At 69.0% G+C, this 22,387-nt stretch carries 17 protein-coding genes and 1 pseudogene; 13 read left to right on the forward strand and 5 right to left on the reverse strand.

The window, feature by feature from the left end; all coding sequences use genetic code 11:
* Positions 1-354: 354 nt before the first annotated feature.
* The 8 genes from K329_RS0115985 to K329_RS29715 all read left to right on the forward strand — a co-directional run bounded on the left by K329_RS0115985 (position 355) and on the right by K329_RS29715 (position 10,736).
* Positions 355-981 carry a hypothetical protein gene (locus tag K329_RS0115985; protein ID WP_157571778.1) on the forward strand — a complete coding sequence of 209 codons (627 nt, stop codon included), beginning with the start codon at positions 355-357 and terminating at the stop codon, positions 979-981.
* Complete coding sequence (locus K329_RS0115990; protein WP_028473841.1) at positions 982-2,853, forward strand: hypothetical protein; 1,872 nt, start codon at positions 982-984, stop codon at positions 2,851-2,853. It abuts the gene before it with no gap.
* Positions 2,850-4,457: an SCO6880 family protein gene (locus K329_RS0115995; protein ID WP_028473842.1), complete on the forward strand. Its 1,608-nt coding sequence runs from the start codon at positions 2,850-2,852 to the stop codon at positions 4,455-4,457. Before K329_RS0115990 ends, K329_RS0115995 begins: the two co-directional genes overlap by 4 nt.
* 389 nt (positions 4,458-4,846) lie before the next feature.
* Entirely contained in the window at positions 4,847-6,220 is a 1,374-nt protein-coding gene (locus tag K329_RS27300; protein ID WP_169721609.1) for an ATP/GTP-binding protein, read from the forward strand.
* Positions 6,217-8,034, forward strand: a complete 1,818-nt coding sequence (locus tag K329_RS0116005) for a type IV secretory system conjugative DNA transfer family protein (RefSeq protein WP_028473843.1) — start codon at positions 6,217-6,219, stop codon at positions 8,032-8,034. The genes K329_RS27300 and K329_RS0116005 overlap by 4 nt, the downstream gene beginning before the upstream one ends.
* A gap of 145 nt (positions 8,035-8,179) precedes the next feature.
* Entirely contained in the window at positions 8,180-8,785 is a 606-nt protein-coding gene (locus K329_RS30995) for a hypothetical protein (protein ID WP_028473844.1), read from the forward strand.
* A 411-nt stretch (positions 8,786-9,196) separates the two neighbouring features.
* A complete protein-coding gene (locus K329_RS0116015) occupies positions 9,197-9,514 on the forward strand; it encodes a hypothetical protein (protein WP_028473845.1) in 318 nt (105 codons plus the stop codon).
* Positions 9,507-10,736, forward strand: a complete 1,230-nt coding sequence (locus tag K329_RS29715; protein ID WP_157571780.1) for a M23 family metallopeptidase — start codon at positions 9,507-9,509, stop codon at positions 10,734-10,736. Before K329_RS0116015 ends, K329_RS29715 begins: the two co-directional genes overlap by 8 nt.
* A 404-nt stretch (positions 10,737-11,140) precedes the next feature.
* On the opposite strand, the gene K329_RS27310 is transcribed toward K329_RS29715, so the two are convergent.
* Together K329_RS27310 and K329_RS0116030 are read right to left on the reverse strand one after the other, a co-directional pair.
* Positions 11,141-12,409, reverse strand: coding sequence for an MATE family efflux transporter (locus tag K329_RS27310; RefSeq protein ID WP_211225889.1), 1,269 nt, complete (start codon positions 12,407-12,409; stop codon positions 11,141-11,143).
* A gap of 433 nt (positions 12,410-12,842) precedes the next feature.
* A complete protein-coding gene (locus K329_RS0116030; protein WP_028473846.1) occupies positions 12,843-13,700 on the reverse strand; it encodes a helix-turn-helix transcriptional regulator in 858 nt (285 codons plus the stop codon).
* Positions 13,701-13,997: 297 nt separating this feature from the next.
* Here K329_RS0116030 and K329_RS0116035 point away from each other — a divergent pair, with 297 nt between their 5' ends.
* The 4 genes from K329_RS0116035 to K329_RS0116050 all read left to right on the forward strand — a co-directional run bounded on the left by K329_RS0116035 (position 13,998) and on the right by K329_RS0116050 (position 17,837).
* Positions 13,998-14,903 (forward strand): oxidoreductase, encoded by a 906-nt coding sequence (locus tag K329_RS0116035; protein WP_084541367.1) that lies wholly within the window; start codon positions 13,998-14,000, stop codon positions 14,901-14,903.
* An 82-nt stretch (positions 14,904-14,985) separates the two neighbouring features.
* On the forward strand, positions 14,986-15,981 hold the full coding sequence (locus K329_RS27315) for an alpha/beta fold hydrolase (protein ID WP_084541368.1): 996 nt from the start codon (positions 14,986-14,988) through the stop codon (positions 15,979-15,981).
* 60 nt (positions 15,982-16,041) lie between these two features.
* The gene (locus K329_RS0116045; protein ID WP_028473848.1) at positions 16,042-16,806 is read left to right on the forward strand and encodes an SDR family oxidoreductase; all 765 of its coding nucleotides are present in this window, start codon (positions 16,042-16,044) and stop codon (positions 16,804-16,806) included.
* Between the two features lie 224 nt (positions 16,807-17,030).
* Positions 17,031-17,837, forward strand: a complete 807-nt coding sequence (locus K329_RS0116050; RefSeq protein ID WP_028473849.1) for an SDR family NAD(P)-dependent oxidoreductase — start codon at positions 17,031-17,033, stop codon at positions 17,835-17,837.
* A 365-nt stretch (positions 17,838-18,202) separates the two neighbouring features.
* Here the strand turns inward: K329_RS0116050 and K329_RS0116055 are convergent, their stop codons facing one another.
* The 3 genes from K329_RS0116055 to K329_RS0116065 form a co-directional block, all read right to left on the reverse strand.
* Positions 18,203-19,414, reverse strand: coding sequence for an FAD-dependent monooxygenase (locus tag K329_RS0116055; RefSeq protein ID WP_028473850.1), 1,212 nt, complete (start codon positions 19,412-19,414; stop codon positions 18,203-18,205).
* Between the two features lie 57 nt (positions 19,415-19,471).
* Positions 19,472-20,122 (reverse strand): TetR/AcrR family transcriptional regulator, encoded by a 651-nt coding sequence (locus K329_RS29720; protein ID WP_052336993.1) that lies wholly within the window; start codon positions 20,120-20,122, stop codon positions 19,472-19,474.
* A gap of 257 nt (positions 20,123-20,379) precedes the next feature.
* Positions 20,380-20,805 (reverse strand): VOC family protein, encoded by a 426-nt coding sequence (locus tag K329_RS0116065; protein WP_028473851.1) that lies wholly within the window; start codon positions 20,803-20,805, stop codon positions 20,380-20,382.
* An 824-nt stretch (positions 20,806-21,629) separates the two neighbouring features.
* Between K329_RS0116065 and K329_RS27325 the strand changes: the two are divergent.
* A pseudogene (locus tag K329_RS27325) lies at positions 21,630-22,208 on the forward strand (recombinase family protein).
* Positions 22,209-22,387: the final 179 nt, after the last annotated feature.

Raw genomic sequence — 22,387 nt, forward strand, 5'->3', positions numbered from 1 at the left:
CGGGCAGCCCGCAGCGACGGCTGTTCTTCTCGCCCTCGCTGTAGCTGGGCTCATGATCGGCGCTCTGTTGGCGCTGATCTCGCTGGTGCTGATCGCCAGCGACCGTCGGTCCCCCTACCGGGGACGAGCGGCGCTGGGGTCCCTAGCGATCGCCTTGCTCCTCGTGATGGGGCTCGGCGTCGTCTACGGACGGCACTAGCAGCAACACGGGCGCGGCCTCCGCCGACGACCGGTCGAGGACCGCGCCCCCTGTTTTCGGGTGATCCCACGGGATCAGTAGGGGGTGGCCCCATGGTGGGCACCAAACAGCGTTACGCCACGGGCCCGTCGAGGGCCCCGTGGATCGTGGCGGGCGTGGTCCTCGTGGTCGCGGTCGCCGTCATCGCATGGATGCTCGGCCGCGACAGCTCGTCGGCCGAACCAGCACCGGCCGAGACGTCCTCCGACACCCCGTCCGCAGCCCCGCAGGCTGCCGACGGATGCCTCGGAGGACCTGACCCAACGACCGCGATCCTCGCCGCCCAAGAGGAAGCGCCACTCACTGCCGAGGGCGCCGCCGCCTTCGTCGCCACCTACGTCCGGTGGCGCTTCCAAGCCCCGCGCTCTGTCGCGGATCTAGAGACCACCGGGCCACAGATCTGGACCGAGGACGTGCCTGCAGACGAGCGCGTAGAAGCGCCGATAACCCCCGGCGCCACCCTTCGAGCATCTCTAGAAGATCAGACCTATGAGGTGCGTGAGGCGTCAGAGGAACGCGCTCTTGTTGCTCTGACGCTTATCGGATACGACACCGAGGGCCTCTACCAGGACGTCCAGAGCGTGGCCTTCTTCGCCGTTGAAGCTGTAGACGGCGTCTGGCGGATCGGCCCGCAGGCGGACGCACCATCGGCGGCCTTCGAGACGGCAGATGACTCTGCCTCGCTCCAGTCCTTCAAGTCCGAACTCGCCAGCAGCGGTACGGCGTTCGAGGGGGGATGCTGAGTGAAGACCATCAAGATTGCTATGACCATCCTGGCGGCGCTCGTAGTGGTCGTTCTGGGCCTCGCCTCTAACGCCGTCGCCGCCGACACCACCTCAGCAAGCGCCAACCGCGTCGCAGTGAACCCATTCTGCGGGCTAGCCGGAGCCGTCGGCGCAGACCGAGCCGAGGCCGGCTGCGAGGCCCTGACCGGTATCGCTGAGGACCAGGCCGGCGACCTCGTGGGGGGCGTGCTCAGTGGCTCTCCGGTGATCGAGCAGGGTGCCGACGCGGTCGGGGCGGCGCGGGGGATCGCAGACTTCATCTCGGATCCGTTCGGGCACATCGCTGAGAAGCTGCAGGCGTCGACGAAGTCGCTGGTCGACGACATTCTTCCGACGATGACGAAGGCGCTTCAGCCGGATCTGTCGGCGGAGTGGTTCGTTGACGCCTACCAGTTGACGTTCACGCTCTCGCTGCTGTTGTGGATCCTCCAGCTGGTGTGGTCGTTCGCGCAGTACGGGCGCGGGCGCCTGGGGCCGGGAGAGGTTCAGGAGGTCATCCTGGAGCGCACCCCGCTGTTCTTCGCCGGTGTGCTGTTTGGGCCTGCGGTGGCGGTGTTCTTCGTGGGGCTCTTCGGCGCGTTGACGAACGGGATCATCGACCGCGTCTTGGGCAGGTCACTGGATTCGATTAATGAGGGCATGGGTGCCCTGGTTGAGAGTGGGGGCCCGGACCAGGTGGTCGGTGGCGCGATCGTGGCGATCATCTTGTACCTCGCGATGGTCCTGGGTCTGCTGTGCCTGCTGCTGACGTTGGCCGTGATGCTCGTGACGCTCTATCTCTCGGGCGTGGCGTTCCCGCTGGTGTGGCAGTGGGTCACCAACCCGCAGCACCCGGAGCGCGGCTGGAAGGTCGTCGGTGTGTGGGGCGGCATCTTGGTGACACAGCCGTTGATGTTCTTGATGCTCGGGGTGGCGCTGAACATGGCGGCCGGCACCCTGCTGCAGGGGCAACTGCCGGGCAACGACTCGGGCGCCCCGAACGGTCTGCGTCTGCTGGTCGGTCTGCTGATCGCGGGCATCGGGATCTGGATGGCCGCACTCACGCCGGTGATGATGAGCCGGTTCGCACCCGTCTGGGCCGGTGTGGGTGAGGGCGGCGTCGGGCTGCGCGACCTCAAGCCGCGTGGCGGCGGGATGGTCGCTGGCGCCGTGGCTGGGCGGGCCAGCTCGCTCGCGACGGCGTCGCGCTCGGGAAGCGCGCGTTCGAGCCGTGACGGCGGCGGGCGAGCGCTCGCGGCGTCGCTGTCGTCTGGGGGGATGGGCGCTGCGGCTGGCGCGACGACGGGCGGCGCTGGAGGCCGCCAAGCTGCGGCGGCCGGCCGTGGAGCGGCTGCACCGGCAGGCGACTCCGCGCAGAAGAGCGCCAACCTCGGTTCGGGCGGGCGATCGGGAGCGGACATGGTCTCGGGCGACGTCGGCGGTGCAGGCGGTCCGGGTCGAGATGCAGCCGTGTCTCCGGGCAGGTCCGAGCCCGGCCCTGGGCTCGCGGGCGCTCCGGGGGGACGCGGGGACGCAGGTGGGCCGGGGTCCTCTGGTGGCGGCAGCAGCCTGGCGGGCGCACCGGGTGGATCGCGCACCGGTGCCGCAGCTGGGTCCGGCGGGGGAGCGGCTCCGCGGTCGACGGGGTCTGCAGGTGGCGGGGCTCCCCGTCCGGCGGCTGCCCCCGCCGGGTCGGCCGGCGCTGGGGGCCGCCACAGCGCCCCGCCGTCCTCTCCGGCGTCGCCGGGGTCGCGTCCAAGCGCTGCCCCCGCTCGCCGTGGCGGCGGGCAGGACGGTCACGCACGACCGAATGCTGACGGCTCGACGCGGTCGCTGGGTGATCAGTCATGAGCATGTTGGATCAGCGGTTCCTCGGAGGCGAGGCTGGCCACCGGGGCCTGCTGACGGGTCGCGGGGGCAAGGGCAAGACGCTGCTGCTGTTCGCGGCTGTGGTCGCCGGGATCGTGCTGGCGCTGCTGTTGTCGACGACCGGGCTGATCATGGGCGCAGTCCTGCTGGTCGCGGTGTTCGTTGCGACGCTGCCGTCGCAGGCCGGTAGCCCGCTCGAGCGGGCGAAGGACAATGCGCGGTGGCGGCAGACCACTCGGTCTGGGATCGACCGGTTCGTGCCGGTCAGTCGCCGCCCGCGTGAGGTCACGGAGGCGTTCGAGGCTCCGCGGCGTCCGTCGCGGGCGGCGCGGTTGGAGTACAACGCCTACCGCGACTGGCCCGAGGGGGCGCAGTCGATGGTGTGGCTCCACGCCCGGCCGGGAACGCCGGGGATCGCGTGGCACGCCCCGACCGGTGAGGACGCCTGGCTGTCGGTGGTGTTCCCGCTGCACGGCGCCGTGAGTGGCCTGGAGAGCAACACCGCGTTGAACAACCGGACGAGGGCGTTCGGGGCCGTGCTGGCCGAGCTGGGCTCGGAGTGGTCGCTGGCCAAGCGGATCCAGATCATCACCCGGGTGCAGCCGATCGACACCGCTGCTCACGAGGCGTGGGCGGCCCGCGAGGTCGATCCGGCAGCCCCGCCGGAGCTGCTGGGGTCCTACCGGGAGGTGCTGGAGCGGCTCGGGACCGGGACGCTGCGACAGAAGCACTTCGCGGTGGTCCGGTGGCCGGTGACGCCCCGATTCAAGGCGACCGCGAGCGCGCTCGGGCCGGAGCAGCAGGGCTGGTTGTGGCTGATGCGCGACGAGATCGACCGGATCTTCCGCGAGCTCGACCACGCCGGGCTCGGCCCGGGCCCTGCGCTGTCGGCCGCACAGGTCGGCGCGGTGCTGCGTCACCAGCAGAACCCGTCGTGGCCCATCGACCACGCCGGCGACGTCAACCCGTTCGAGCTGTGGATGCCGAGCCGGGAGACCCGTGGGGCGGTGGCGGTGCACGCGCCCGGGCCGGACGGGACACCACAGACCTGGCTGCACCGGACGGCGGTGGTGCCGATCGAGAGCGTCACCACGTCGGCTCGTGACGCGCTGTGGATGATGCCGATGCTGTCGTGGATGCGCAAAGACGTGGTGCGCACGATCTCGGTGCAGCTCGAGGGCATCCCGAAGCGCCTGGCGCTCAAGAAGGCCCAGGACGACTTCACCAGCGACCTGGCCGACGAGTACGCCCGTGCGGCGAAGGGCCAGCTCGTCGACGGCGCCCTGTCAGTGGCGGCGTCGGCGTCGAAGGCCCGCATCGATGACCTCGAGCCCGGCCAGCAGGCCCAGGGCCTGGGATGGGCCATGCACGTGACCGTCTCGGCCCGCACCCCAGAGGAGCTGCGCGAGGCGTGCGGTCACATGCGCGAGGCAGCCGACAAGGCCGCGATCGGACTGCAGTGGCTCGACACCCAACAGGCAGCAGCGCAGGCGTGCACCTGGCCGCTGGCGCGCGGGATGCGCGCGGGCCAGCACACGACCTCGCTCGACCGGATCAGCGGCAACGCGAAAAGGGGGCAGGCATGACCACCCACCAGCAACAGACACCAGCCCAGACCGCAGCCCAGACCGGGCGGCAGGAGAACCACCGGCCGGTTCCAGACGCTGCGCCGGCGGCCGTGGTGCCGCTACGGAAGAACACCTGGCCGGTGGGTGATCCCACGGGATCACTCCCTACGGCAGCTCGAGGGGACCGCGGCACGCGGGCCAAGCGGACCGGGCGGACCGGGCGGGCCGGGCGGCGGGTGGGTGATCCCGCGGGATCACCCACCCTTGAGCGGTCGGCGGTCGACGCGCTGCTCCCCGCCCCTGCGGACAACGACGTACGGCCGCCGCGGCGGCGGCGGTTCGCGTTCAAGCCGACCCCGACGACGGGGGCTGACGACGGGACGCCCGGGGCCGACGGGCGGTTGGACGTGCCCCTCCCGCAGGGCCCGAAGGTGCGGAGGGGGACGCTGCGGATCCGCGATGGCTGGTACGCGCCTTTGGTGTCGCCCGCACCGACCACGACGCGTCAGGGCGAGATCTTGAACCCGGCGCTGATCGGTGAGCCGACCGACGCGGAGGGCGTCCCCATCGGGCGCGACATGTTGTCGGGGGCCCCGGTGGCTCATGACCCGTTCACGGCGTACGCGACGAAGCAGATCACCTCGCCGTCGGTGCTGGTCATCGGCATCATCGGCTCGGGCAAGAGCAGCCTGTTGAAGACGGCCTACGTGCTGCGCCCGTTGGCGTTGAAGGCGCGTCGTTGCGTCGTGGTCGACCGCAAGGACCGCGACGGTGAGGGCGAGTACAGCGAGCTGACCCGTCGCTACAAGGGCGCGCTGTTCCAGATGCGCATCGGTGGCGGCGGCACTCGTCTGAACCCGCTGGACCCGCAAATCCTCGCCGCGCTCGGGGCGTCGGGTCAGTTCGGGTTGCTGAAGGCGATCGCGGACCGCGCGAACGACGGCGCAGCGCTGGACCCGAAGTGGGAGAAGGAGGCGCTGCGCGTCGCGTACCGTCGCGCGCTCGGCGTGGCCGAGGCCGCTGGTCGCGTGCCGGTGCTGGCTGACGTCACCGGCGCGCTGGGCGTCGTCGACGGCGTCGAGGCGTGGGCGTCGTACTCGCCAGCGGCACGCGACCGGATGCACCAGGCTGGTCTGTCGGTCAAGCACCTGCTCAACGGCGTGGTCGCTGACGAGCTGGAGGGCCTCTTCGACGGCCCCACCTCGGAGGAGGTGAGCCTGAGTTCGCGGTTGACGTCGTTCGACATCAGCCAGCTCCCCAAGGACGGACCCGCCACGGCGCTCGTCCAGGCGGTCGCGCACGCGTGGCTGCTCGGGACGCTGCGCAAGGAGCGGGGGATGGGCACCAACTTCTTGGCCGAGGAGGGTTGGGAGATGGTCTCGGGGCCGGTCGCTGAGCAGATGAACGCCAACCAGATGCTGGCCCGCGGCCTGGGGCTGTCCAACGTCGTCGCGATCCACCACCTCTCCCAGATCCCGGGGGGCTCGGCCGCGCTGTCGATGGTCAAGGAGCCGCAGACGCTGCACCTGTACCGCCAGGACCGCCTTGAGGACCGCGAGGCGTGCGCGCGGTTCTTCGACCTCGACGAGACGGCCACCGAGAAGCTCGGCAACCTCGACCAGGGTGAGCACCTGATGAAGGTCGGTCTGCGGCCGCCGATGCATGTCCAGCACGTCCGCTCGAGCCTGGAGGAGGTCCTCACCGAGACCGACTCCGCCATGCTGCGGGAGACCCCCTCGGGGGCAGCGCCGCTGGGTGAGACCGCAGAGGTCCCCGTATGAGCACCAGCAAGGGCGGGGGCAGGGGTGCGGGGCGTCGTGAGACGAAGGCGCTGACGCCCGCGCAGATCTCGTTCCGCGCGTACTCGATGCTCGCGGTCGTCGTGGCCACGCTGCTGGGCTGCTGGCACGCGGCCCTGGTGACCACCGTGGCGGGAGTCGGGTGGGGCGATGGGCTGGAGACCATCCGCGCTCTGACCCGGCTCTCACCGGTCGCTGGGCACCGCACCCGCGACGCCTCCACCAACGCCTCGGGCGACGGGGCAGGTGACGGGTCGGTGACGGTGACGCTGGTGGTGTTCGGGCTCTACCTCGCCGTGGCGATCGCAGTTCTGACGTACCTGGGTCTGAGGATCGTGCGCCGTGTGTCGGGAGCGAAGTCCGGCGCTGGGATGGCGACGCGCGACGCGGTGCGCTCGACGTTGGGGATCAAGCCGGTGCGCGCGCACGCCGCGCAGACGCGGCCAGCACTGTCGACCTCGGAGCGCAAGCGCGCCGGTGTCGAGGAGATTGGCCTTCAGCTGGGAGAGCTGACCGGTGGTGGTCACGAGCCCGTGGTCATCGGGTTCGATGACCATCTCTCGGTCACCGCCGTCACGGGTGCCGGCAAGTCGGTGTACGTGATGGTGCCCGCGGCGCTCTCCGCGCCGGGGGCCCTGGTCGTGACGTCGAACGAGGTCTCGATCCTCGACGTGATCGCCACGGCGCGGGAGAGGAAGGGCCGTGTGTGGGTCTTCGACCCGCTGGGGCGCACCAGCTGGCCCGAGCCGATGACGTGGGACCCGGTCGCCGGTTGTGAGGACGGCGAGCAGGCCCTGGCCCGGGGGATCGCGTTCGCGTTCGGTCTGGGCACCAACGACTCCAGCACCACCAACGCCGGGTTCTTCCGCACCAACGTCCAGATCGCGCTGTCGCGGATGCTGCACGCCGCCGCACTGAGCGGCGCATCGATGCGCGACGTGCTCGGGTGGGCGGCCAACCTCGGCACCGACTACCGGATCGCGGCCGAGATCCTCCGCTCCGACGAGCGTGCCGAGGCCGGGTGGGCCACCGCCCTGGAAGGCGTGGCCACCGGCGCCGACGAGACCGTCGCGTCGTCGCGCAACACCCTGATGCAGGCCGTAGAACCGCTGGCGCTGCGCCGGGTGTCGCAGTGGGTCAGCCAGCGTCCCGGCGTGCCGGTGTTCGACCCCGACGCGTTCGTGCGCTCGACCGACACCCTCGTGCTGATCTCCGACGACTCCTCCTCGACGAACGTCGGGCCGCTGTGCACGATGCTGTTCCAGGAGGTCGTCGACGCGGTGAAGCGGTGGGCGCCGCTGGCCCCGTTCGGGAAGCTCGACCCGCCGATGCGGATCGTGGGCGACGAGTTCGCCAATATCGCGCCGATCGAGAAGGCCCCAGAGATCTCGTCCGAGGTCCGCAAGCTCGGGGTGCAGATGGTGCTGGCGTTCCAGTCCGAGCTGCAGGCCAAGACCCGGTGGGGCGACAAGCGCGGCCAGACGCTGATGGAGCAGATGGCCGCCGAACTCGTGCTCCCTGGCCTGAAGTCGACCAGCACGCTGCAGCGCTACGAGTCGCTGAGCGGGCGCGTCGAGGTCGAGCAGCACACCACCAGCTACAGCCCAACACAGGCGGATGGGCGGGCGCGGGGGCCGGTGCGGGCGGGTCGAGTTCGTGGCAGGAACGCAACGTCCTGCGCGCCGACGAGATCCGCCAGCTCGAGGACGGCACCGCGCTGCTGCTGTGGCGCAACACCGCCCCGGTCATCGTGCGACTCACCCCATGGTTCGAGCGCCCAGACGCCGCGGCGTTGAAGGCTGATGCCGCCCGCGTCGCCCAGCGACGCATCGACCACGCCGCAAGCGTCCGCGCAGCCGCAGGTGCCGCTCTGGGCGTGGTCGATGAGAAGGCCCCGCTTGCCGGGCCCGACGGTTCACTAGGTGGTCAGGGTGCTCAGCGGTGAGCGAGCACGACCTGGATGCCCTGCGGGAGCGCATGGAGGCGCTCGACGTCGACGTCGACGAGCTGGCGTCGTCGCTGGCAGACCTGCTCAAGGGCCACAGCCAGCTCGAGGAGGCCATCGACCGTCTCGCCGGCGTACTGGAGGGCCAGGGCGCACACGGCGGCACGACCCCCAGGAGCGCCGGTGCTGCCGGTGCTGAGCCGGGGGCGGTTCCGCCGTGGTGGGTGCGGTCCGCGACCCGGGAAGACTGGGCCGAGCTGGCCGAGTGGGTCGACGACCTCGCCTCCACCTTCGAACTCGACCGCCGCGAACTCCGGCCGTGCTGGCCCGCCCACCCCGCCGCGGTCGAGGACCTCGCAGCCGCGCGCACTGCGTGGGCAGCAGCCCACGAGAACGACGAGATCTCCATGTGGATCGAACGCGTCCTGCGCCCCACGCTCGACCGCCTCGAGTCCACGTGGACGCGCTTCTGCAACAACGAGCACAAGGCGCCCCAGCCCGCACCGGCCACCGACACGCAACTCCTCACCACAGCGCTCCAGAGCGCCCCTGAGCGCCCCACAGAGGACGAAACGGACCACGACGGCCACGAGGCCGAGTAAGACGACCAGCAGGACGCACAGGCGCCCTAGAGCGACCAGCACAGGCCCCTGGCCGGGGCCCCCAACGGGGAGGAACACGCGATGAGTTCTCGGGAGATTCGCACCAGCACCGCCAGCACACGCCGCCACGGTCTAGGACAGGGAACCAAGGCGGCGATGCTGGGCTGCGCGCTCGCCCTGGTGCTCGCGGGCTGCGGCAGCACCGACGACGAGGCGGGTGATCCCACGGGATCACCCTCGTCGCAGAGCCCGGCCTCGTCCGTAAGTGATCCCGCGGGATCACCGTCGAACGGTCCACCGTCGACCACTGCCACGCCCAGCGCGGCACCGACGGCGACCAACCCGCAGGACGGGATCCGCCCCGAGGGCACTGATCCGAGCACGGCGATCGAGCCAGCGGTCCTGGCCCTGATGACCTGGGGTCGGCCGACGGTCGCCTACGACCAGTGGTGGGCGGAGCTGTCTCCGTTCCTCGACGACCGCGCGCTCGAGGCGTACGTGGCTACCGACCCGACCGTGCTGCCCGACATCGCCGCGTCGATCGACATGAGCGCGGCACCGGCCACGCTCGCCCCCGAGACCGGGAGCGGGCACGTCGTGGTCGACGTGCCCAGCGCGGCGGGTGTGTTCGGAGTCCAGATGACCTGGTCGAGCGACCCCGAGACCCCTCAGCGGCGCGCCGGATGGCTGGTCGACCGGATCTACTTCCCGGACTCGCCCCGTGAGTAGCTTCCTCGGCGGCCGCGGTGGCGCCCCGACGAGCCCGACGACCGTGGCGGGTGTGGGCGGCGCGATCGGGAAGGGGGTGGTGCGTCACGCGACCCGTCCGCTGCGCATGTTCGTGCTCGTCATCGGCCTGGTCTTCGCGGTCGCGGCCAGCTGCACCGTGGTGATGATCGTCGGGATCAGCCGCAGCGACCCGGCCGCCGGCGCGGACCCCTGCGGCGTCGGTGCGGGCGATCCCGCCGCGACCGCCGGAGCCGTGTCGGGCCCGATCGGACAGTGGAGCGCCGAGCAGGCCTCCAACGCGGCCGCGATCATCTCCGCCGGCACCGAGCTCCGTGTGCCCGCCCGAGCGCAGGCGATCGCGGTGATGACTGCGATGGGCGAGTCGAGCCTGACCGTCGTCGATTACGGCGACACCGCCGGGCCCGACTCCCGGGGATTGTTTCAGCAGCGTGCCAACGGGTCCTGGGGGTCCTACGAGGACCGGATGGACCCGCGGATCAGCTCGATCAACTTCTACCGCGCCCTACTGCGCGTCGAGGGCTGGGAAGCGATGGAGCCGACTATGGCCGCCCACCGCACCCAGCGCAACGCCGACCCGTACCACTACGAGCAGTGGTGGAACGACGCCGTCGACCTCATGAACGCCCTCACCTCAGCCAACCAGGGGAGCGGCGTCACCGACCCCAACACGTCCGGCGGCCAGCCCACCAGCGGCGCTCCCATAAGTGGTGCTCCCGACGCTGCACTCGAGCTGATCGGGTGCTCGGCGCGCAGCGTCGCGCCCGGCACCGTCACGCTCCCGGTCCCAGCCGGGTACGCCAGCGCCGATCGCGGCAACTGGGGCAACGCGGGAGGCCGCTGGGCCCGTGGCCACACCGGGACCGACTTCTCGGTCCCGCTCGGCACCCCGGTCTACGCCGCCCACGCCGGCATCGCCCGCACCGACAACGCACAACGCTCCTGGGCCGGGCCGCACTTCGTGAAGATCACCACCGGCCCCGACTCGCTGGCCACCTGGTACGCCCACATGAGCAGCCTCACCGTGGCCGACGGCGAACAGGTCGAGGCCGGGCAACAGATCGGCACCGTCGGGTCCGAGGGCAACTCCACGGGTCCGCACCTGCACTTCGAAGTCCACCCCGAGAACGGCCGCATCTACGACGACAACATCAACCCCACCCAGTGGCTCGCCGAGAACCTCGGCCGAGACCTGACCCCGTGAGGAGGGCCGTGAAAGGACGCAGCAGATCACGCACACCGCGACCGAGGGGCCGTTTGCTCGAGCGGTCGGGAGCGCGAGGAAGAATGTGGGCGGCCTCGACGCGGCGACCCGCCCGATGACGACCATGAGTGGTGGACCCAGGCCGCGGTCGTAGACGTGCTGGGGCTGAGCACAAGCCGGATACACCAACTCGTCGCACGGGAGTCCCTGCCGTCCACCGAGCACGCCGGACGACGCTGGTTCCGCTCCGACCACGTACTGCAGGTCCTCAGCGCCCGCGCCTTCCGGGCCGCAGCCCTGAGACCGCCGCTCGACTGATCGCTGCGCGGCCCGTCGCGTTCGATCGAGGAGCTTTCGAGAAGTCGGCAGGGCAGTTTCCGCAAGAGGAGGCCGCGCAGCGGGGGTCAGCTGTGACGGCTGCCGGCTTCAACCTCCACGGCCACACCTGGCCGGCCACCCCCCTGCGGCACACACGGGCTCACAGCCCCGCTACGGTCCGGGTCGGCGAACGGTGGGCCACCGTCATCCCTCACAGCCTGGCGGGCGTCGAGCCGACGCTGGGCGTAGAAGTAGGCCGGGATCAGCAGCGAGACGGCGCCCGCCCAAGCCAGCGGAGTTCCCCACACGACACCCGCGTACCCGAAAGCGGCACCCAGTACGAGGGCGGTGAGCAGGCGCATTCCGAGCTCGACCACGCCGGTGAAGAACGGGATGGCGGTGCGGCCGAGACCCTGCAGGGCGCCTCGAAGGACGAACAGCACACCGAGGATCCAGTAGAGGCTCGAATTGATGTGCAGTGGCAGCGTCGCGAGCTCGACGACCTCGGGCGCCTGGTCAGTGACGAAGATGGTGACGATGCGACGGCTGGCCAAGAAGAGAACGACTCCGAGGAACGCTGAGGTTGCGAGGGAGACCCAAAGCGCTTGCCGCACTCCTTGACGTATCCGGTCTGGACGGCCAGCGCCGTAGTTCTGGGCAACGAAGGTGGTGACGGCGAGGCCGATCGAGGCCAGGAGAGTGACTGCCAGCCCGTCGACGCGGGTGTAGGTGGTGAAGGCCGCGACGGCATCGGGTCCGAGGGAGTTGAGGCGTGCTTGGACGGCCACTGACCCGAGAGCGATGATCGAGGTCTGGAAACCGAGCGGGACCCCGAGCCGCAGCTGGCCGACGACTGAGCCGCGGCTGATCTGCCAGTCAGCGCGGTGCAGGTGCAGCACGGTGACGTTGCGTCGGACATGGGCCAGGCACAGCAACACCGAGGTGACCTGGGCGAGGATCGTTGCGAGCGCGGCGCCGCCGATCCCGAACCCGAGACCGACGATGAAGGCCACGACGAGGACGGCGTTCAGGACGCACGAGATCAGCAGGAAGATGAGCGGCGTGCGGGAGTCCCCGATCGCGCGGATGGTCGCCGCGAGAAAGTTGTAGAACATCAAGGACACGACGCCCAGGAAGCTGATCTGCGCGAAGGTGGTGGCGTCGTCGAGCAGTGTCGGCGGGGTTCCGAGCCGCTCGAGCGAGAACCTCGCCAGCGACGATCCCAACGCGGTGAGAACGATGCTGACGGCGAAGGTGAGCACGGCTCCCGTAGCCACGCTGCGCCGCAGGGCTGCGTGGTCGCGGGCGCCGTAGGCCTGAGCAGTGGGATGGCGAAGCCCGTGGTTAGCCCCCATGAGAAGCCCAGCACCAGGAAGATCAGGCTGGTGGTGGACCCGACCGCGGCGAGCGCCTCCACACCGAGGGTGCGGCTCACGACGGCAGCGTCGACGAAGTGGTAGAGCTGCTGGACGATGTTCCCCAACATCAGGGGGATGGCGAAGATGACGATGACGCGCCAGGGAGTGCCTGACGTGAGTTCCTTGGTCACTGCGTGCTTCTCGTTCCGAGTTTCGTCGATGTCGTTGAGTGCTGGCGAGAGGTACTCCCGCGGCGTTAGTCACGGCACGTGTTCGCCAGCGCTTGGTCACGAAGTGCCGCTCTGGGGGCGCGCGCAGCGGCCCCGAAGCCTTGGGAGAACCCGGGGGTGCGGCCGTTTTTGGGCAGGGTGGTTCTTGATCAGGGTGGTGCTGATGAGGGTGGTGCTGGTTGGTCGCCGAGTGGCCCGTGTCAGCTCGTCGCGCGTGCGGCGGTGTTCCAGCTGGCGAGGATGCGGAGCTTGTCGACGTCGGCGGGGGTGCTGCCGGGGTAGACGAAGAGGACCTGGTCGGGATCGCCCGGCAGGTTGAGCGCTTCGTAGGTGATGTCGAGACGACCGACCACGGGGTGATCGAACCGCTTGCTTCCCCACGTGCGCTCGACGACGTTGTGCTCGGCCCACCAGAGCCGGAACTCGGGGCTGGCCTGGGAGAACTCCTCGACCAGAGCGGCGGTCTCGGTGTCGCCGGGGTAGCGGCCGGCGTCGGCGCGCAAGACGCCGACGACGCCGGAGGTGACCTCGGCCCAGTCGAGATAGAGCGTGCGGGCCCCCGGGTCGGTCAGCAGCCAGCGCAGGAGGTTGCGGTCGTGCGCGGGGCGCTGGAGGAACGGCACCGTGAGTGCGTCGAAGAGCGCGTTGGTGGCCAGGACCTCGTTGCGCCGTCCGAGGATGAAGGCGGGCTGGTCGTTCATGCCTTCCAGCAGCTTTACCAGGGCCGGCCTCACCGTCTGAGCGCTGGGCGTTGACCGCCCCCGGTTCTCGCGGCGCGGCTGAGGGCGCATCAGATCCTGCAAGTATTGGGTCTCAGGTGCCGTCAGCTGCAGGGCCTCGGCGATCGAAAGGATCACGCCCTCCGAGGCGCTGGTCAGCCGGCCCTGTTCGAGGCGCGTGTAGTAGTCGACGCTCACCCCAGCGAGCATCGCGACCTCTTCGCGTCGCAGCCCCGGGACCCGGCGACCGGGGTACTTCGCCAGCCCGGCCTGCTGGGGGCGCACAGCGTCGCGGCGGGCCCGGAGGAAGTCGCGGAGCTCAGAGCTGGATCGAGGCATGTACCCAGTGTGGCCCCGCGTCGGCGGTGAGCGTGAGGCACGAAGGGGGGCAGGTTCTTCCCAGGCAGAACCGGGCCCGTCGGTTGGCTTGGTTGACCCTGCGGCGGGATCCATCGTGGAGAAGTCCTCGACGGCACCCGGACACGAACCGCGGGCACGAACCGCGGCTCAACGGCGCACTCCGAGCAATCGTCGCGACCACCGAGGGCAACGCACCACCACAAGACACCGACGCAGCGCAGGACCCACCCCCTGCGCTGGACGAACGCGCCTTGGCGCGAGGAAGAAGGCCTACCCATGGAGGACACCACCACCCACGAGGTCACCCACGAGGTCACCCACGAGGTCAGGCTCGATGTCACCGCGAAGACCTGGTTCATCACCGGCTGTTCGACCGGTTTCGGTCGCGAGCTCGCCGCTGCAGTGCTCGTCGCCGGGGACCGAGCGGTCGTGACCGCACGCAACATCGACCAGGTCCAGGACATCGTCGAGGGCAACGAGCGGGCCATCGCGCTCCCGCTCGACGTGACCGACCCGGCGCAGGTACGGCAGGCGGTCGCTGACGCCGAGGAGCGTTTCGGCGGCATCGACGTCCTGGTCAACAACGCCGGAATCGGCTACTTCGCTGCCGTCGAAGAGGCCACCGACGAGGAGATCCGCCGCATGTTCGAGATCAACGTCTTCGGGCTCTCCGACGTCACCCGCGCGGTGCTGCCCGGGATGCGCTCACGGCGCACCGGAACAATCGTGAACTTCTCCTCCATCGGCGGGCTCCGCGCGTTCCCGGCCGTCGGCTACTACGCCGCGACCAAGTTCGCCGTCGAGGGGCTCACCGACGCCCTGCGCCAAGAGGTCGCGCCCTTGGGCATCGACACGCTGCTCGTCGAGCCCGGCCCGTTCCGCACCGACTGGGCCGGCCGCTCGGCCAACGAGACCCTCCCCGAGAACGAGATCGCCGACTACGCCAAGACCGCCGGCGCGAACCGCGCCAGCTTCCGCGACGCCACCGGCAGCGAGCCGGGAAACCCCGCCGCCGCCGCGCGCGCCATCATCGACGTCGTCGCCCGCGAGCAGCGCCCCCAGCGTCTCCTGCTCGGCAGCGCCGCCTACGACGGCGCGATCGACCAGCTGGAGTCCATGCTCAGCGAATTCCGCTCCCTCGAGGAGATCAGCCGCTCAGCCGACTTCCCCGAGTCCGTCTGAGCGACGCCTGCAGCCCAGCTCATCAACCCACCACCACACCGGAATCCGCTGACGGTGTTGTGCGCAAGTAAGGGAGAACCTGATGACCCTGACCACCAACACCCTCACTCGTCACGCAGGACGAGGCGCTGATGCCCTCGCCATGGGCCAAGTTGAGATCCGGCATGGCCGGGCGTGGATCGACACCGACTCTGGCGTGCGGATCGGCTGGACCCTCGCCGAACCCGTTAACGCGGGTGCGACCTCTGGCCCTACGAGTGGGGACAGCGGGAACGATCGTGCAACGGTGATGCTGCTGCACGGCGCACCCCAGACCAGCCACGCGTGGCGCAAGGTGGTCGTCCCTCTCGCAGCGGCCGGTTACCGGGTGATCGCCCCGGACTTCCGCGGCGCCGGGGCCTCGACCCGACCTCCGGGGGGCTACGACAAAGCGACCATGTCCGCCGACCTCCACGCTCTGATCCACAACGTGCTCGACATCGACGGACCCGTCAGCGTGGTGGGCCACGACCTGGGCTCGATGCTCGCGCTCGGTTACGCGCTGCGCTACCGCGACGACGTCGTCAGCCTCACCACGATGGAAGCGCCGCTGCCCGGCAGCGACTACTACGAGGAGCGCAAGGTCGCCAAGAGCGCCTGGCACTTCGACTTCCACTCCAACCCCGATATCGCCGTCCACCTGGTCCACGGCCGGGAGCGTTGGTACATCCAGCGGTTCTACGACGACCTCGCCTACCAGCCAGGCGCGATCACCGAGAGCGACATCGACGTCTATGCCCGCGCGTTCGAGGCACCTGGGGCCATCAGGGCGTTGTGCGAGATCTACCGCGAACTCGACCACGATGCCAAGGTCCACCGCGCGTCCGTCAAGGACCACGGCAAGCTCACCGCGCCGGTCCTCGCCACCGGCGGCGGCGCTCAGAGCCTGGCCGCCAACTACGGGCCGATGTGTCGCGACGTCGCCGAGAACGTCACCACCGAGCTCATCCCTGACGCGGGCCACTGGGTTCCGGAAGAGCAGCCCGAAGCGCTGATCGATCTCTTCCTGCGCTTCGACACCGACGCCCGACGCGCCTGACCTACTGCCGTCGGCCCCCTCACACCGACCGACGAACCCACAAGCTAAAGAGAGAACTCCATGACCACCACCCCCGACCGCGGCGCCCACCTCGCCGACCGCGTCGTCATCGTCACCGGCGCTTCATCCGGTATCGGTGCGGCCACCGCGACCGCCCTCGCCGCCGCGGGCGCCAAGATCGTTCTTGCCGCCCGCAACCCCGACAAGCTCGACGACCTCCTTACAACCATCGCTGCTGGCGGCGGCACCGCTGTTGCCCGCGTCACGGACGTCACCGACGCGGACGACGTACTCGGCCTGGCTCAGTTCGCCCGCACCGAGTACGGCCACATCGACGCCCTGGTCAACAACGCCGGCCTGATGCTCTTCTCCGCCTGGGCCGATGTGGCACTCGACGACTGGAACAGCATGATCGACACCAACATCCGCGGCTACCTCCACGCCATCCGAGCGGTCCTGCCCGAGATGCTCGAGCGCGGCAGCGGCCACATCTTGAACATGAGCTCCGTCGCCGGGATCCACGTGGGCGACACCAGTGGCGTCTACAGCGCCACCAAGTTCTTCATCCGCGGCATCACCGATTCGTTGCGCCAGGAGGTGGGAGTCGACAAGGGCATCCAGATCTCGATGGTCAGTCCCGGCGTCATCGACACCGGCTGGACCGACAAGGTCTCCAGCGACGGAGGGCGAGAGGTCGCCGAGCGCGTCAACGCCGATGCCATCACCGCCGAACGCGTCGCCAGCGCCGTCCTCTACGCCCTCGACCAGCCCGCCGACGTCACCGTCAACGACATCGTCATCCACCCCACCAAGCAACCCTGGTAACCAGACGTCCCTCATGCAGATCAACGAAGCGCTCGCACACGCACGATCGGCCGAGCTGCTTCAGCAGGCCGCACAACGCAACCTCACCCGACAACTCCTCGCCGCTCGCGAGCCCGCACCCGCCCGGGGTACCGATCCCCAACGACGTCGGCGACCCGCGCGAGCTCGCCTCAGTCGCGCCGAGACCGACCACGCAACCACCTGAGCAAAGGACCACAGCACCCATGAGCACCCCCCGACCCGCCCCCCTGGCACTGATCACCGGCGCCTCCAGCGGCATCGGCCTCGAGATGGCCCGTGACCTCTACCAGCGCGGATATGACCTCCTCATCGTCGGCTCCTCCGAACGCATCGACGAGGCCGCCGCGGAACTGCGCGGCCCCGACCCGACCACCGAGCGCACGATCATCCCGGTCCGGGCCGACCTCACCACCTACGACGGCGTCGAGGACGTCTGGACAGCCTTCACCGACCTCGATCGGCCTCTCGACGCCGCCCTGCTCAACGCGGGTATGGGCATCGGTGGAGCCTTCGTCGACACCGACCTCGACGACGAGCTGAAGATGATCGCGCTCAACTGCACCTCGCAGGTCCACCTCGCCAAGCGCGTTATCCCCCTCCTCGTCACCCAGGGGCACGGCCGTGTGCTCTTCACCAGCAGCGTCTCGGCCACCACCGCCACCCCGTACGAGCCCGTCTACGGCCCCACCCGCTCCTTCGTGTTCTCCTTCGCCAACGGCCTACGTGAAGAACTGCGCGGGACCGGCGTCAGCGTCACCACCCTTCTCCCTGGCGCCACCGACAGCGGGTTCCACGGCAAGGCCGGCATGGGCGACACCAAGTTCGGCGACAACACCTGGAAGAACGACCGTCGCGACGTCGCTCGCCAGGGCGTCGAGGCCATGCTCAAGGGCCGCCCCCACGTGATCGGCGGAAACCGCGCCACCAAGCGCACCGGGCTCCTCAACAAGTTCCTCCCCGAGACCTACAAGGCACGCCGCCAGGGAAAGCAGGCCCGCCCAAGCCATTGAGGTCAAAGGGCCAGCGACAGTGCCCGAGCGCGGTCCCGTTTGACGATCCTCTAGCGGGACACTCAGCCCCCGGCACTCGTCCTCGCGCTTGAGACATATCGACTGTCCCGTATGACCCGTCCGGAGCGCGTCCCAGAAGACGGGGGTATGCGGGTCGAAAACCGTCGCTTGTGAGCCAGCATTGGTGCCGGTCTCGAGGAGGCCGTCCGGAGCGGCTGGCGGAGACCGCCGCTCGGTGGCGGGGGGTGGCCGTGGGGGTGGTGGCGTCGAGCGGGTGGACCCCGGCGTGGGTAGCGCACCAACACCGACCCGTCGTCCGGTTTCCGGGCGCGAGGCAGCGACCGCCCGGCCTGACAACAAAGACCCTAGCTACCCCACGTGGGGAAGCTGTCGCCCCGATCGTCTGCGCTAGCTCGTGATGAGTGGAGGACGGCGAGCGGGGTGTAGTCCTCGAGTTCGATGTTGGTTGCCGGCCTGTCGATGACCTTCATGAGAGGGCCTGCGAATGAAAGCGACGAGAAGAGCAGGTTGCGCAGGACGATTCCGTACCGTGTCCTCGGTGCCATGAGGCGACCGGCGTTGACTTTCTGGGAGATCGCGGCATAGTCGCGAATCTTGTTCTCGTAGGCGAGGAACGCTTGGGTGTGGGCGCCGTTCGCCTTGGCCAGTTCGCCGGCCAGCACGTAGGCACCGACGAGGGCCAGACCCGTCCCGAAGCCGCCGAGGGCGTTGCCGTACGCGGCATCGCCGACCAGGACGACACGGCCGTTGCTGTAGTGGTCGAGGGTCGCGCGGCTGATGGAGTCCATGAAGAACTCCTCGGCGTGGGGGATCTGGGCGACAAGCTCGGGCAGGCGCCACTGGCCGCCGCTGAGGGCGTCGACGGCCTGCTGCTTCTGGAGCGCGATGTCGTCGCGGGCCGGTGGCAGTAGCTCGGAGGCGAAGACGAAGAATGCAGGTGCCTTGGTGCTACCGATGGCGGCCATGCGACCTGGCTCGTTGTACATGATGTCGTCCTCGCCCGTCTCGAGGCCTGCGAGGACGTAGTAGTAACCGAGGTGGTGGACATAGTCCTCCTCAGGTCCGAAAGCCAGGGCTCGGACGTTGGAGTGCATCCCGTCGGCGCCAATGACAATGTCGAAAGTCTGTGCAGGCGTGTGGAGGAACGTGACGTCGACGCCGGTGTCGGTCTCGGTCAGCGAGGTGATGGAGTCGCCGAAGATGTATCTCGCCTCGTCGGCGGTCAGGCGGTAAAGGATCGTGGCGAGGTCGCCGCGCGGGACGTTGATCTCGCCGCCGGCGAACTCCCCGGGGATGGTGCCGACCTTTCTGCCTTTCGCGTTGACGGTGATGCCGTCTGCGTTGGGCACGTTGGCCGCCATGACGTCGTCAAGGATGCCCATCCGTTTGAGCACGTCGTGGTGGACGGGTCCCTTGAAGTCGACTGCCTGACCGCCGGTGCGGATGCTGTCGGCCTTCTCGACGACAGTAACGTCGAATCCGAACCGGTTGAGCCAGTAGGCGACGGCTGGGCCACCAATACTGGCTCCGGAAACGAGTACGCGCGGGTTCTTCATGGGAGTCCTTCTGGCGTTCGTGAATGCCTGCGAGCAGGTGGCTCGGTCATTTGCCACTCAGTGCGGCGTGGTGGCAGCGTTCTCGAGCAGGTTTGCGAAGGTCCGGTCGAGACTTGTGATGGCGATGTGAAGCGGTGCGAGCATGCCGTCGGCCGCTTCGGCCTGTGAGTTTCGGTTCAATACGTTCGTGCCGATCTGATCGTGAATGGTCTGAATGACCGCGACGATCGCCGAGGCGTGCCAGTGAGCGACGATGTTCGGCAGTTGGGGTGTGGTCGCTGTGATCGCTTCGGTGATGATCCGGGCCTGGGCCTCGCGTTCCTGCAGGGTAAAACGACGCAGAACGGCACTCTCGACGCTCTGCGCGAGGAACTCGCCGCGCGCGCGACCGAGGTCTGACTCCCGGTAACGCTCGACGTCGAGTTCGAGCAGCGGCAAGAGCGCAGCAGCTGGGCTGATCTCGGCGGTCCGATGTTCGACCGCGTCGCGGTAGAGGACGCGGAACTGGTCTGCTCGGTCGAGGACAAGGTCCTGCTTTGCGGCGAAGTAGTTGTAGACAGTCTGGTCGGAGACCTCTGCAGCACGAGCTACGTCGAGCATCGTGACGGCGTCGTAGCCGCGCTGGGCGAACAGTTCGGCAGCCACGTCTGCGATCCGCTGCCGGGTCCGCTGCTTCTTCTTGCTCCTCAGGCCACCCTCGGCTTCCACTTTTTTAGTGTAACCACAAACTTTGGCATCACCAATCCACCTCACGGTCCAGAACGCATGTTGCGCACTCAAGTTCGGCTGGGGGGCGGGCATGGGTGACGCTCGCCGACGGCGACCGCGGGGACGATTGCCGATCGGCAACGTCCTGCCTCACACGTGCTACCAGGCTCAAGGGAGGGTCTGATGCCCGTTCCCGGATCGACAGTTGTCGTCTTTGGTCAAGCCCGCTTCCACAGGGCGGCGTCAGGTCCTGGCCGTCAGAAGCCGGTGGGCGGTGCGGTGACGTCGAGTGCCCAGATGACTCCGAACTTGTCGCGCAGTTGACCGGCGAGCTGCGACCACTCAGAGGGCCCAAGCAGCTGCCGGATCTCGGCACCGTCGAGGAGCCCATTCCAAGCGGCCGTGATCTCGTCGACATCGGTCCCGCTCAGGTAGACGTACGAAGCGTTCGACCCTTGGTCGTAGAGCTGGTGAGGCCACACATCGAAGGCCATGACACGGATACCCGAGGTGGTCTCCACCTGGCCCCACACGATCCGCTCGGCCCATGCGGGGTCTTCGCTGGCGCCCATGGCGCCGTAGGTCATCGCGTTGACCTCGGCGCCGAAGGCTCTGGCGTAGAAGTCGAGTGCCTCGCGGGCGTTGCCGTTGAAGTTGAGGTGCGGGGTAGTGGTGATCGCCATGTGAACTATTCTGGCGCGTGAACAGGTCAGATTCTGTCCTGATCTCGCGACTTCGTGCGATTAGGGCGCTGGTGTTCTGTTCCCGGCGGCTACGACGACACGGAGGAGGTGGAGCGCCACGGTGGCCGGGCTGCTGAACCCCAGCGCGACAGAGCGCGAGGAGCAGGCCAATCGCGAGGAGATGGCACGCGATCGCTGGAGCCACCAGTTCGCGGCCCAGTCCGCGCCAGCACCCGCCCCGAAATCGGACCGAGTACCCGATCGGGCCCGAGTCGTCTTGGGCTCAGCGGATCTTTGGCGTTGATTGGTGGGTCGGCGAGCAGCCGTCCGAGAAGTTGGACAGGCTGTCCGCTGCAAGCTGGCTTTCGGTCGGTCGCGCGCGAGCTCTGCTCTGTGACCGGCGTGGGTACGACCAGGCGGACTATCCGAATCGACGAGTCCGTGTGGGACCGGGCGAAGGTGGTCGCGGCTCGCCGTGGTGAGAGTGTCTCTGATGCGGTTCGAGCCGGGCTTGTCGCTTACATCTCCAGTGACGGGGAGGGCGGTTCGCCCAGCCACGACTGACGGTCGGTGGTCGATCCGGACCAGAATCGTTCGTTTTTGACCCTCCCGCCGGCGGGCCGCTCAGCACCCCAGAAGCCCGGGTCAGAACTCATGGCCGAAATCTACGGATCACTCCGCGGACATCTATCGTTTCTGAGCCGCCTGGGGTAGACACGGGGCAGAGCACTACACCCCAGGCGAGGAGAGCACGGTTGATTCAGGAGCAGCTCGTTGCCGACGACAGCCCCGCGGAAACGAGCAACGGGCACGCGTCCACTGCCGTGCCTAAAAAGGTACGGACGCTCGTCGGGTACGCCCGGGTCTCGACCGCGGACCAGTCGGCCGAGCTGCAGGTCGACGCGCTCACCGCGGCTGGCGCGCAGCGGGTGTTCATCGAGACCGCGAGCGGTGCGACCGCGACGCGTCCTGAGCTGACCAAGGTGCTCGACTACCTGCGCGAGTGAGACGTGCTGGTGGTGTGGCGCCTGGACCGTCTAGGTCGATCGCTGCGCGACCTCATCGAGCAGGTGAACGCACTCGAGGAGCGGGGGATCGGGTTCCGTTCCCTGACTGAGGCGATCGACACCACGACACCAGGAGGCCGCTTGGTCTTCCATGTGTTCGGCGCCCTCAGCGAGTTCGAGCGCGAGCTCATCGTCGAGCGCACCCGCGCCGGTCTCGCAGCTGCACGTGCCCGCGGCCGACGTGGCGGACGCCCGAAGGTGATGACGCCGGAACGGGTCACGACCGCCCGCCGACTGCGCGACGAGGACGGCCTCACACTCGACCAGGTCGCGTCGACCATCGGAGTCTCTAGAGCCACCGTTGTGCGTGCGTTGCGGGCCGCCCCTATCGAATGAGGAACACTTGGGCGCATGAGCGAGGACCGCCCGGAGGGACCAGAAGAGAGACCAGAAGAGCCCGATACGCCGAGCGACGACCTTGATTCAGAAGAGAGTTCGGCGCCACGACGGCCTACTAATGAGATGACCAGACCGGTGCTGCCGGACTTCGCGGCCACGTTCGCCGCGCTCCAGCC

The sequence above is a fragment of the Nocardioides alkalitolerans DSM 16699 genome, assembly GCF_000426525.1.
Lineage (GTDB): Bacteria > Actinomycetota > Actinomycetes > Propionibacteriales > Nocardioidaceae > Nocardioides > Nocardioides alkalitolerans.